11 protein-coding genes, 1 tRNA gene and 1 pseudogene are annotated in these 11,098 nt (G+C 71.9%); 4 read left to right on the plus strand and 9 right to left on the minus strand.

What is annotated here, in order from left to right; genetic code table 11:
• A pseudogene (locus tag ACFQ3T_RS29710) lies at positions 1–374 on the minus strand (hypothetical protein); the annotation flags it as partial.
• Positions 375–488: 114 nt separating this feature from the next.
• On the opposite strand from ACFQ3T_RS29710, the gene ACFQ3T_RS29715 reads away from it, so the two are divergent.
• Positions 489–992 (plus strand): inorganic diphosphatase, encoded by a 504-nt coding sequence (locus tag ACFQ3T_RS29715; protein ID WP_380728232.1) that lies wholly within the window; start codon positions 489–491, stop codon positions 990–992.
• Between the two features lie 87 nt (positions 993–1,079).
• Here the strand turns inward: ACFQ3T_RS29715 and ACFQ3T_RS29720 are convergent, their stop codons facing one another.
• Together ACFQ3T_RS29720 and ACFQ3T_RS29725 are read right to left on the minus strand one after the other, a co-directional pair.
• Positions 1,080–2,756 carry an MDR family MFS transporter gene (locus tag ACFQ3T_RS29720; protein WP_380728234.1) on the minus strand — a complete coding sequence of 559 codons (1,677 nt, stop codon included), beginning with the start codon at positions 2,754–2,756 and terminating at the stop codon, positions 1,080–1,082.
• On the minus strand, positions 2,756–3,271 hold the full coding sequence (locus ACFQ3T_RS29725) for a MarR family winged helix-turn-helix transcriptional regulator (protein WP_380728236.1): 516 nt from the start codon (positions 3,269–3,271) through the stop codon (positions 2,756–2,758). The genes ACFQ3T_RS29720 and ACFQ3T_RS29725 overlap by 1 nt, the downstream gene beginning before the upstream one ends.
• Before the next feature lie 129 nt (positions 3,272–3,400).
• Between ACFQ3T_RS29725 and ACFQ3T_RS29730 the strand changes: the two genes are divergently transcribed.
• On the plus strand, positions 3,401–3,853 hold the full coding sequence (locus ACFQ3T_RS29730) for a DUF4442 domain-containing protein (protein WP_380728238.1): 453 nt from the start codon (positions 3,401–3,403) through the stop codon (positions 3,851–3,853).
• A 4-nt stretch (positions 3,854–3,857) separates the two neighbouring features.
• Here ACFQ3T_RS29730 and ACFQ3T_RS29735 read toward each other — a convergent pair whose 3' ends face one another.
• Entirely contained in the window at positions 3,858–4,280 is a 423-nt protein-coding gene (locus tag ACFQ3T_RS29735) for an uL11 family ribosomal protein (RefSeq protein WP_380728240.1), read from the minus strand.
• 115 nt (positions 4,281–4,395) lie between these two features.
• Between ACFQ3T_RS29735 and ACFQ3T_RS29740 the strand changes: the two genes are divergently transcribed.
• Positions 4,396–5,346: a TIGR03617 family F420-dependent LLM class oxidoreductase gene (locus ACFQ3T_RS29740; RefSeq protein WP_380728242.1), complete on the plus strand. Its 951-nt coding sequence runs from the start codon at positions 4,396–4,398 to the stop codon at positions 5,344–5,346.
• Here the strand turns inward: ACFQ3T_RS29740 and ACFQ3T_RS29745 are convergent.
• Positions 5,333–5,497 (minus strand): hypothetical protein, encoded by a 165-nt coding sequence (locus ACFQ3T_RS29745; protein ID WP_380728244.1) that lies wholly within the window; start codon positions 5,495–5,497, stop codon positions 5,333–5,335. The two genes, ACFQ3T_RS29740 and ACFQ3T_RS29745, sit on opposite strands and share 14 nt — an antisense overlap.
• A 163-nt stretch (positions 5,498–5,660) precedes the next feature.
• Positions 5,661–5,734 (minus strand) — tRNA-Thr (locus ACFQ3T_RS29750).
• Between the two features lie 123 nt (positions 5,735–5,857).
• On the opposite strand from ACFQ3T_RS29750, the gene ACFQ3T_RS29755 reads away from it, so the two are divergent.
• Positions 5,858–7,540, plus strand: coding sequence for a hypothetical protein (locus tag ACFQ3T_RS29755; protein ID WP_380728246.1), 1,683 nt, complete (start codon positions 5,858–5,860; stop codon positions 7,538–7,540).
• On the opposite strand, the gene ACFQ3T_RS29760 is transcribed toward ACFQ3T_RS29755, so the two are convergent.
• From ACFQ3T_RS29760 to ACFQ3T_RS29770, 3 genes are all read right to left on the minus strand, one after another.
• On the minus strand, positions 7,537–8,736 hold the full coding sequence (locus ACFQ3T_RS29760; protein WP_380728247.1) for a DNA polymerase III subunit delta': 1,200 nt from the start codon (positions 8,734–8,736) through the stop codon (positions 7,537–7,539). The genes ACFQ3T_RS29755 and ACFQ3T_RS29760 overlap by 4 nt on opposite strands.
• Before the next feature lie 20 nt (positions 8,737–8,756).
• A complete protein-coding gene (locus tag ACFQ3T_RS29765) occupies positions 8,757–10,784 on the minus strand; it encodes a bifunctional MFS transporter/dTMP kinase (protein WP_380728249.1) in 2,028 nt (675 codons plus the stop codon).
• 83 nt (positions 10,785–10,867) lie between these two features.
• A partial coding sequence (locus ACFQ3T_RS29770; protein ID WP_380728251.1) for a hypothetical protein occupies positions 10,868–11,098 on the minus strand: 231 nt, incomplete at its 5' end.

Below are 11,098 nucleotides of genomic sequence, written 5' to 3' on the forward strand. Positions count from 1 at the left end.
GTCGTGGGCGCGGGGGTCGTGTCGAACCAGCCGGCCTGGGTGCCCGCCACCGCCGTGCCGGCGAGGGCGACCACGAGCACCGCCGCGCCGCCGAGCACGAACGGGCGCTTGCGGCGGCCCGTCCGCACGGGCGGGTCTTCACGTTCCGTGATCGGTTCAGGAACCGGTTCAGGTTCCGACTTGATCTCGGTCGGCGGGGCCTGGCGGGGCGGCGGAGGCGGCGCGGCCGGCCTCGGCGGCACCCGCACCGGCTGGGCCCGCACCGGCGCCTGGATGCGCATGGTGGGCGGGTCAGGCTGCCTGACCTGCACCGTCGGCGGCTCGTGGTCCGGCTCGTCGTCGTCGACGGTCGGCCACGTCGGCTCGTCGGGCACGCAGTCCTCCGCGGTCGAGTACGGGCAACGTCACACCCTCGGCAAGGGGTTGACGAGACGTCGTAGTCCACACTAGTGGCGTAACGAACGGCGAAGACGAGCGAGGACCGCGCAGTGGAGTTCGACGTCACCATCGAGATCCCCAAGGGGGTCCGCAACAAGTACGAGATGGACCACAAGACGGGGCGCATCCGGCTGGACCGGACCCTGTTCACGGCCACTCAGTACCCGGCGGATTACGGGTTCGTGGACAACACACTCGGTGAGGACGGTGACCCGCTCGACGCACTCGTGATCGTCCAGGAGCCGACGTTCCCCGGCTGCTTGATCAAGTCACGCGCGATCGGCATGTTCCGGATGACCGACGAGAAGGGCGGCGACGACAAGCTGCTCTGCGTGCCGGCCGAGGACCCGAGGTCGGAGCACCTGCGCGACATCCACCACCTCAGCGAGTTCTACCGGCTGGAGATCCAGCACTTCTTCGAGGTCTACAAGGACCTGGAGCCCGGCAAGAGCGTCGAGGGCGCGACGTGGGTCGGCCGGACCGAGGCGGAGGCCGAGATCGTCCGCTCGTACCAGCGCCTGAAGGACGCCGTGGCGCGCGGCGAGGAGCACTAGAGCCCCACGCGCTCGAACACCGAAGAGGCCCGCACCCCGGACGGATCAGGGGTGCGGGCCTCTTCGGCGCTACCGGTGTCTGCGGGGTCAGTGCATCGCGGCCGGCGCGGGCCGGGCGGCGTCCTCGTCGTTCTGGTCCTGCACCCGCTCCAGCCCCGAGCGGCTGGACAGCGGCACCTCGCGCAGGAACCAGATGATCGCGAAGCCGATCAGCGTCACCACGCCGCCGACCAGGAACACCAGGTCGATCGAGCCGGAGAAGCCGTCGAGGAACGGCCGGGCGAGCACCGGGTCGAGCGTGGTCAAGAACTCGGTGTTGTCCAGGTCGAAGCCGGTCCCGCTCTGCAGGCCGACCGCGAACTCGCGGTTCTCCGGCCGCGCCAGCGCCGCCTGGAAGTCGGGCGTGCCGAGCGCCGTGCGCAGCGCGTTGCCGATCTTGTCGCCGACCGTGCTGAACAGGATCGACAGGAACACCGCGGTGCCGACCGTGCCGCCGATCTGGCGGAAGAACGTGGCCGACGAGGTCGCCACGCCCATGTCCCGCGGCTCGGCGTCGTTCTGGATGGCCACCAGCAGCGTCTGCATGCACAGGCCGAGGCCCGCGCCCATGACGAACATGAGCACCAGCGGCTGGTAGAGCGGCGTGTCCGTGCCGACCGTGCTGAACAGGAACAGCGACAGCGTCATCAGGCCGAACCCGACGACGGGGAACACCTTGTAGCGGCCGGTCTTCGCGGTGATGTTGCCGCTGGTGCCCGCCGCCAGCATGATGCCGAGCGTCAGCGGGAGCATCATCAGGCCGGACTGGGTGGCCGAGTAGCCCTTGACGATCTGCAGGTACAGCGGCAGCGAGACCATGCCGCCGAACATCCCGACGCCCAGGATGAAGTTGATCAGGTTGCCGAGCGAGAACGTCTGCCGCTTGAACAGCCGCAGCGGCAGCAGCGCCTCGTCACCCATGCGCTTCTCGGCGAACACGAACGCGACCAGGCCGGTCACGCCGACGACGTACATCGCGATCGCCGTGCCCGACGCCCAACCCCACTCGCGGCCCTGCTCGGCCACGATCAGCAGCGGCACCAGGCCGACGGTGAGCAGGCCCGCGCCGACGAAGTCGATCCGGTGGTTCACCCGCTGGTGCGGGATGTTCAGCACCTTGGCCACGACGACCAGCGCGATCAGCGCGACCGGCACGTTGATCAGGAACACCCAGCGCCAGCCGGCCGTGCCCAGGAAGGACTCCATGCCGGCGAACAGGCCGCCGACGACCGGGCCCGCGACGCTGGAGATGCCGAACACGGCCATGAAGTAGCCGGTGTAGCGGCTGCGCTCGCGCGGCGACGTGATGTCCGCCAGGATCGCCATCGCCAGCGACATCAGGCCACCCGCGCCGAGGCCCTGCACCGCGCGGAACGCGGCCAGCTCGTACATCGAGTTCGCGATGCCGCACAGCAGCGAGCCCGCCAGGAACAGCGAGATCGCGGTCAGGTACATCGGCTTGCGGCCGTAGATGTCGGACAGCTTGCCGTACAGCGGCGTGGAGACCGTGGCCGTGATCAGGTACGCGGTGGTGGCCCACGCCTGCAGGGTCTGGCCGTGCAGCTCGTCCGCGATGGTCTTCATGGCGGTCGCCACGATCATCTGGTCGAGCGCGGCCAGGAACAGCCCGAGCAGCAGGCCCGACAGGATCGTCAGGATCTGCCGGTGGGTGAGCAGGGCGGCGCCGGGTGGCGGCGCGTCGGCTCGGGTTGTCGTTTCCGACATCACTTCTCCCCTTCTGAGCGCGGCCCCAGTCCGCTCTCAGCGATGAAATCCGGTAGCGCCTTCTCGTAGTCCCCCACGAAGCGCTCGAAGTACTCGATGAACCGCGTCCACTCCTCGGTGGACCAGTCCGTGAAGAGCCTGGCCAGCGCGACGTTGCGCTGCTCGCGGCGCTCCTGCAGCAGGCGCGCGCCCGCCTCGGTCACCGCGAGCACGCTCGCGCGCCCGTCCTCCGGGTCGGCCCGGCGCTCCACCAGGCCGTCCTTCACCAGCGTCGCCACCTGGCGGCTGACCGTCGACGGGTCCGAGAACACCGCCTCGGCCAGCGCGCTCGACCGCGACGGACCCAGCTGGTTGAGGTTGGCCAGGAGCACGAAGGACGCCTTGTCCAGGCCGGACTTGCTCATGTGCGAGGCGACGCAGGCGTGCATCTTGTTCATGCGCACCAGCGCCATGCCGAGCCGGTCGGCCATCGCGAGCTGGTCGGCCCGCACTCCGTCACTGACCGGGGTCGCCATCGCACACTCCGTTTGCTTGCATCAACCAACTAGTTGCTGAGTACAAGCATGACTCCGGAGGAGAGTCTTGGCAAACGAAATACCCGGTGACACCGGTCTCATCGTTACTGGCCGGTAGCATCGGCGGGCATGAGCGCTGACTACTCGTTCGTCGCGGACGCCATGAAGCAGGCGGTGCCGTGGGTCAAAACCGTGGGCATCGAGTTCACCGAGGTCACGGGCGACCGGGTGGTCGCCGAGCTGCCCGACCGCGAGGAACTGCGCAACCACGTCGGCGGGCCGCACGCGGCGATGATGTTCGGCGTCGCGGAGACCGCGTCGGGCGCCGTCGTGATGGCCGCGTTCGCCGCGCACATGGCCAAGGCGACGCCGCTGGTGGCGCGGTCGGAGATCACCTACAAGAAGCTGGCGCTGGGCCCGCTGCGCGCCGAGGCCGTGCTGGGGCGGCCCGCGGCGGACGTCGTGGCCGAGCTGGAGGCGGGCACCCGACCGGAGTTCCCGGTCGGCGTGACCATCACCAACGCGGAGGGCGTGACGACCGGGGAGATGACCGTCGTCTGGACCCTCCGCCCCCACCGCTGACCGCTCAGCCCTCCACCCGGACCCCCATGGAACGGGCGGTGCCGGCCACGATCCGCATGGCCGCCGCGACGTCCGTCGTGTTCAGGTCCGGCAGCTTCCGCTCGGCGATGGCGCGCAACTGCGCCTCGCCGAGCGTGCCCGCCGACGCGTGACCGGGTTGGGCGGAACCCTTCCCGCCCAACGCCTTGCGGATCAGGAACGCGGTCGGCGGCGTCTTCAGGCGCAGCTCGAACGACTTGTCGTCCCGGACCGTCACGACGACCGGGACGACGTCTCCGCGCTGACCGGCCGTGGCCTCGTCGTAGGCGCGCTTGACGCCGACCAGGTTGACGCCGGTCTGGCCGAGCATCTTGCCCAGGTCCATCATCGACGCGGCGCCGGCGTCGAGGTTCAGCGTGACTTCGTGGGTCTTCCTCGCGGGTGGCATGCGTCGAAGCTAGGAATTGACGTAACGGCAGACTCAAGTCGAATAACCGCGTGGCGCTCGCCGGGCGGTGGCGGCGGGTGGTGGGCGGCGGTCGGCCGGGTAGTAGAACGTGCCCATGAAGGTCGACCGGCTGGAGATCGCGCACGACCCGCTGACCGTGCTCGACGCCGCCCGTGCCGCCGAAGCCGCGGGCTGCGACGGGTTCTGGGTGGCGGAGACGCGGCACGACCCGTTCCTCGCGCTCGCCCGGGTGGCCGGGCAGGTGGACCGGGTCGAACTGGGCACGGCGATCGCGGTGGCGTTCGCCCGCAACCCGATGAGCACCGCCGTGCAGGCCAACGACCTCCAGCTGCTCTCCGGCGGCCGGTTCAACCTCGGCCTCGGATCCCAGGTCGAGCCGCACGTCACCAAGCGGTTCGGCATGCCGTGGTCACGGCCCGCCGTGCGGATGCGCGAGTTCGTGCTGGCGCTGCGCGCCATCTGGCACAGCTGGGAGACCGGCGACCGCCTCCGCTTCCGCGGCGAGTTCTACACGCACACGCTGATGACGCCGTTCTTCGACCCCGGCCCCAACCCGCACGGCCAGCCCAAGGTGTGGCTCGCGGGCGTCGGCGAGCTGATGACCGAGGTCGCGGGCGAGGTGGCGGACGGCTTCCTGTGCCACAACTTCACCACCGAGCGCTACCTGCGCGAGGTGACGCTGCCCGCGTTGGCGCGCGGCCGGGCCAAGGCGGGCAAACCCCTGGCGGGCATGGAGATCAGCGGGCCGTCGCTGGTGGCGTGCGACGAGGAGGGCATCGCCGAGGTCAGGCGGCAGGTCGCGTTCTACGGCTCGACGCCCGCCTACCGCAAGGTCCTCGACCTGCACGGCTGGGGCGAGCTGCACGACGAGCTGCACCGCCTGTCCAGGCGGCAGCTGTGGGACGACATGGCCGCCGCCGTCACCGACGAGGTGCTGCACGCGTTCGCCGTCGTCGGCACGCCCGAGACCGTCCGCGTCGAGGTGGCCCGCCGCTACGGCGACGTGATCACCCGCATCGCCGCGCCGGTCGTCAGGACCGGATGAGGTAACGGCCGCTCGGCTCGCCCACCCAGTGGTGGAACAGCTCGGCGCGGACCCGTGCGGCGGTCCGCCGAACCCACCGCCGACGTCCCACGCGTGCCGCGAGCACGACGAGCGGCAACGCCAGCACCGTCAGCACGATCGTCGCGACCATCGCCATCACCTCCACGGGGGCAACGACACCGTCGCCCACAGCTGACGGAGATGTCACGAAGGTCACTCGGATGGAGCAACGGTGCACCACGCTGGGTGCATATGCGTTGACGGAGAGACAGATCAGGCCCGGCGCAGGACGCGCCGGGCCTGAATCTCACCTGAGCCGCCTGTCGGAATCGAACCGACGACCTGTTCATTACGAGTGAACCGCTCTGGCCGACTGAGCTAAGGCGGCGAGACGCGACAACTATAGCGGACGTCGCAGGCGTCACCGAGAGGGGGTCCGGTCGTTAGACCAGGGGTGACGCCGCTCACGCGGTGACGCGCGATGACGCCGCTGTCGTGGAGGTTCGACCACATGCGCCTGATGGCACTGCCCGCCGCCGCCGTGCTGGTCGCGCTCTGCGCCTCTCCCGCGTTCGCCCAGCCGGTGACGACCCCGGTGCCGGGGCCGCGTGACCCGAGCCAGCCCCCGGTGTCGGCCGGTCCGCCCATCCGGGCTCACGCGATCGGGGACGCCGGGACGGGGCTCGCGGTGGTCAGGCTCGCGCCGGACTCGACGCCGACCAACACGGTCCTGCCCGGCTTCGGCGAGCAGCTGCCCAAGCAGTCGGCGGCGGAGGTGGGGGTCGGGCTCGCGTCCGCCCAGGCGAACACCGAGGCGTTCCTGTCCTACGAACGGGCGGTCGCGCAGGCGTCGCCCCTGGGCTTCGCGGTGCGGGGACGGGCGCCGCAGACGCCGGGCACGCTCGTGCAGACGGCCTCGCCGGACAACGGGGCGCCGGTCACCGGCGGCCTCAACCCGCCGGCCACGCCGCTCGACGCCCTGCTCAGGGTCGGCCTCCTCAACGGCAGCGCGCACGCCCGCTGGGACGACGAGCTGGGCCCGTGCGTGCGCCCGCTCGCGGACGCGAAGACGTCCGTGGCGAGCCTCAGCGTCCTCAACGCCATCCCGACCCTGCCGGGCTCGACCGACCTCACCGGCATGCTCACCCAGGACACCCCGAAGCTGGACGCCGCCGCCAAGCAGGCGTTGATCGACAACGTGAAGCAGCTCAGCGGCCCGCTCAGCCAACTCGGCGGCCTGCTCTCCGGCACGCCCGACACCGGCGCGAACGGCTCGCTGCTCAGCCTGCCGGAGACGATGACCGCCCACTCGACGGTCGAACTCGTCGACCTCCCCGGCAGCGCCAACAAGGCCGTCAAGTCGACGTCCACGCTGCAGGCGGCGAGCATCCGGCTCCTCGCGGGCACCGCGGCGGAGATCCGCGTGGACGTGGTCAGCCGGCCGACGCTGGTGGCGCTGTCCACGGGCGACAAGGCGACGTCCGGGATCACCTACTCCGCGCCGGTGCTGCGGGTCAGCCAGGGCGACCGGGTGCTGGGCACGCTCGACGCGGCCAACCCCAAGCTCGACGTGCCGATCGGCGTCGTGCCGGGGCAGGACGTGCCGCTCGTCGGCGACCTGGCCCAGGGCCTGCCGAAGCTCGACATCGGGGTGCTGCGCCTGCAGGTCGCCCAGCTCAACCAGAAGGACATGGTGATCGACGGCCCGCTCCAGCAGGACGGCCCCGCGATCAAGGGGTTCATGCTCGGGGCGACCGCGCGCCTGCTCGACCTCCAACTGCTGCCGACCGATGCCCTCGGTCTGCCGAACCTGCCGTCGGCGCTGGCACAGGTGTCCCTGGGTGAGCAGATCGTGCGCGCGGCCGCCCCGAACGGCGGCGTCGTCTGCGCTCCGGCGCCGGCCCAGCCCGGTGGTGGCGGCCAGGCCGCGCCGCCGCGGAAGGACCAGCCGCTGGCCTACACGAACGCGGCCTACCGGACCGTGCCGATCTTCTGGACCGGCGCCGCGCTGCTGCTGGCCGGTGTCGTGATGGTCGCCGCCCTGCCCGGCCGCCGCCGGGTGCCGGCCGGGCCGAACACCCCGGAGCCGAAGAGCCCCGGGCCGAAGACCACCGAGCCGAAGAGCGCCGAGCCCGAGACCCCCGAGCCGAAGAGCGCCGAGCCGGAGACCCCCCGAAGGACGAGTGACCGCTAGCCGCGCTGGAGCGTGGTGAGCATGGCCTCGACGGCGATCCGGGGCTTCACGTTCAGCTCCAGCGCGGTCCGGCAGTTCAGCACGGCCTCCAGCCGGCGCAACGTCGACTCGGGCGTCCACGCCGCCGCGGCGGTGCGGGCGTCCTCGGCCCGGTCCGGGTGGTTCAGCACCGCGTCCGCCCCGGACGCCGTCACCAGCACGTCCCGGTAGAACGCGGCCAGGTCGACCAACGCCTGGTCCAGCGAGTCGCGCTGGGTCCGGGTGGCGCGCGACTTCTGCCGCTTCTCCAGGTCCTTCAACGCGCCCTTGGCCCCCCGGGACGCGGCGGCCGTCCCCTTGCCCGTGCCGCCGCCGCCCATCGCGGTCTCCAACGCCTCGCGCTCGGCCTGGTCACGGCCCTCGTTCGCGGTCTGCGCGTCGCCTTCGGCGGCCGACACGAGCTGGTCGGCGCAGGTGAAGATGTCCGCCGGGCGCCGCAGCGCCAGCGGGATGCGCAGCACGGCCTCGCGTCGCGCGCGCACCTGCTCGTCGGTCGCCAGTCGCCGCGCCCGCCCGACGTGCCCGCCGCACACGGACGCCGCCCACGACGCCACCTCGGGCGCGATGCCCTCGTCCTCCAGCGCGGACGCGATGGCCGGGGCGCGGGGCGTGCCGAGCGACACGATCCGGCAGCGCGACCGGATGGTCACCGACACGTCCTCGGGGTGGTCGGACGGCGCGCAGAGCAGGAACACGGTCCGGTCCGGCGGCTCCTCCACGGCCTTGAGCAGCGCGTTCGCCGCGCCCTCGGTGAGCCGGTCGGCATCGGTGATGATGACGACCTGCCACCGCCCGGACGTGGGCCTGCGGGCCGACACCTGCACCAGCGCCCGCATCTCGCCGACCGAGATCGACAGGCCCTCGGGCGAGACGACCCGGACGTCGGCGTGGGTGCCCGCCAGCGCCGTGTGGCAGCCGGGGCACGAGCCGCAGCCGGGCCGGTCGTCGGTGGCGAGGCACTGCAACGCGGCGGCGAACGCCCGCGCCGCCCCGGAACGCCCCGAGCCGGGCGGCCCGGTGAACAGCCAGGCGTGGGTCATCGCGCCCGGCGCGGGCGACCCACCGGCCACGATCGACGCGGCAGCCTCGGCCGCCGCCGACAACACCGCGACCGCCTCGGGCTGGCCGACGACCTCGCCCCACACACCACGGTTCACGACGCGACCGTACCGATCCGTCAGGACGACTCCGCCACCGGCTTCGGCGCGGGGTGCGCACCCCGTGCCACCAGCGGCAACACCACGGCGGACACCCGTTCGGCGACCTCGTCCTCGGTGCCGTCGGCGTCGACCACGATGTACCGCTCCGGGTCGGCCGACGCCATGTCCGTGAGGAGCTTCTGCACCCGCCAGTGGTGCTCGACGGTGTCGAGCGTGCCGCCGGACGCGCGGACCTCGGACGGCGATCGGTCCAGCAGCACCGTCACGTCGGGGCGCAGCCGGCCGGTGGCCCAGTCGACCAGGCCCTCCACCTCGCGCGGCTCGACGCTGCCCGCCGCGCTGAAGTGCGCCAGCGGGCTGTCGACGTACCGCTCCATGACGACCAGCGCGCCGCGCTCCAGCCCCGGCCGCACCTCGCGCTCCACCACGTCCGCCCGCACCGCCGCGGCCACCAGGGCGTGCGCCCGCACGCCGGCCAGGTCGGCCGTGGACAGCAGGTTGCGGAGCCGTTGCTCGTCGAGGTCCGGGTCGGACGCCAGCACGACCTCGCGGCCGGTCGCGCGCAACGCCTCGGCCAGCCGCCTGGCCTGCACGGACGTGTCCTGCCGGGTGTCGCCCTCGACCGCGATGAGGATGCCGCCGGTGCGCCGCGCCCGTCCGCGCAGCGCCGCGAGCAGGTCCGAGAACAGCGGCTCGGTGCGCCGGTTGTCCATCTGGCGGTAGGCGATGAGCCCGAGCAGCACGGCGATCAGGGCCGCGCCGAACAGCACCGGACGGGTGCCGTCCACCTGCATCGGGTGGTTGAAGACGGTGATCGTGCGCTTCTGCACCACCGACACCAGCAGCGGCGCGGCGGCCGACGCGGCGAACAGGACGATCTTGAGCAAGGACTGCAGCAGCGCCACGGTCCGGCCGCGCATCGCGTCCTCGACCTGCGCGCCGACGATGGTGAGGCCGGTCAGGAACGCCATGCCCGCCGACGCGCCGACGAACCCGACCGCGATCAAGGCGACCCACAGGTGCGGCGCGAACGCCACCACCACCAGGCTCAGGCCGGCGACCACGATCGTCACGCCGAACAGCCGGTCGTAGGGCAGCCGCCGGGCCATCCGCGGCGCGGTCGCCATGCCGACCGCCAGACCCGTGAACACGGCGACGAACAGCAGGCCGAACGTCGACGCGCCGCCCAGCAGCGAGTCCGCGTACAGCGGGGCCGTGCCGATGACCGCGCCCGCCGCGGCGAACGCGCCGATCATGCCGATGACCAGGCCGCGGACCAGCGGGGTGCGGCCCGCGTACCGCATGCCGTCGCGCAGCATGGCGAAGAAGCCGAGCTTCTCGCCGTCCTCGCGCCGCCGGTTGACGGCGGTGGCGCGGCCGGACAGCTCCGGGATGCGGGTGGCGACCAGGATGGCCGCGGTCAGGTACAGCGCCCCGTTGACCACGACCGCGATGGTGGCGATCCGGAATTCGAGGTCCGAGCTCTGGACGTGCAGGTAGCCGGGGATGCCGGAGATGATCGAGTACAGGCCCGCGCCGGAGATGACCGAGATGCCGTAGGTCATCACCAGGCCGAGCTGGTTGGCCGTCTCCACCTGGTCGGGCCGGCGCAGCAGGTTCGGCACCGCGGAGTCCTTGGCCGGGATCCACAGCATCGCGCAGCAGCCGACCAGGAAGTTCGCCACGAACAGCCACCACGTGGTGCCGACCAGGGCGATCGAGATGAACAGGCCGCCGCGCAGCACGTCGCAGACGACCATGACCTTGCGGCGGTCGAACCGGTCGGCCAGCACGCCGCCGAGCGGCGCGAACAGGATGCCGGGCAGGAGTTGCGTGAGCACGACCAGGCTGAGCGAGAAGCTCTGCCACTGGTAGCTCTCGGTCATCTGGCTGACCAGACCCGTCAACGCGAGGAGTGACAGCCAGTCACCGACACTGCACAGATAGGTGACACCCCAGAGCCTGCGGAACGGCCGGATCGCCAACACGCTGCGAATCCGGTGGCTGGTCGAGGCCCCTGTGCCGCCGTCTTGGATGGTGCTCACCCCCGCCGATGTGCAGGCCGTAAGGGTAGCCGGACCGATTCACCGGCATGACCACATCCGCCGTTCGGGTGGCCTAAGCGAGATCATCGCAGCAGGTCGGCCACGGCTTCGATGATCTCACGCACCACGTTGAAGAGCAGCCCGCCCAGCACGGCCAACGCGACGACGCACCCGACCAGCCCGCCCTTGCCCTTCTTCTCCGGCGCGGCCTGCTGCGGCGTCGGCACGAACGGGTTCGGCGGCTGCGAGCCGGGCGCCGGCGCCTGGCGACGGGCCAGTGGCGCGTGCGGGGCGTGGGCCGCGGGCCGGCCGGT

The sequence above is a fragment of the Saccharothrix hoggarensis genome (assembly GCF_042678885.1).
Taxonomy (GTDB): Bacteria; Actinomycetota; Actinomycetes; order Mycobacteriales; family Pseudonocardiaceae; genus Actinosynnema; species Actinosynnema hoggarensis.

What these genes read in the sequence shown, in the direction of transcription:
- ACFQ3T_RS29745 (WP_380728244.1), bottom strand. Translation starts at nt 5,497, where the DNA reads ATGGTCGCGACGATCGTGCTGACGGTGCTGGCGTTGCCGCTCGTCGTG.
- ACFQ3T_RS29730 (WP_380728238.1), top strand. Translation starts at nt 3,401, where the DNA reads ATGAGCGCTGACTACTCGTTCGTCGCGGACGCCATGAAGCAGGCGGTG.
- ACFQ3T_RS29735 (WP_380728240.1), bottom strand. Translation starts at nt 4,280, where the DNA reads ATGCCACCCGCGAGGAAGACCCACGAAGTCACGCTGAACCTCGACGCC.
- ACFQ3T_RS29755 (WP_380728246.1), top strand. Translation starts at nt 5,858, where the DNA reads ATGCGCCTGATGGCACTGCCCGCCGCCGCCGTGCTGGTCGCGCTCTGC.
- ACFQ3T_RS29740 (WP_380728242.1), top strand. Translation starts at nt 4,396, where the DNA reads ATGAAGGTCGACCGGCTGGAGATCGCGCACGACCCGCTGACCGTGCTC.
- ACFQ3T_RS29725 (WP_380728236.1), bottom strand. Translation starts at nt 3,271, where the DNA reads ATGGCGACCCCGGTCAGTGACGGAGTGCGGGCCGACCAGCTCGCGATG.
- ACFQ3T_RS29720 (WP_380728234.1), bottom strand. Translation starts at nt 2,756, where the DNA reads ATGTCGGAAACGACAACCCGAGCCGACGCGCCGCCACCCGGCGCCGCC.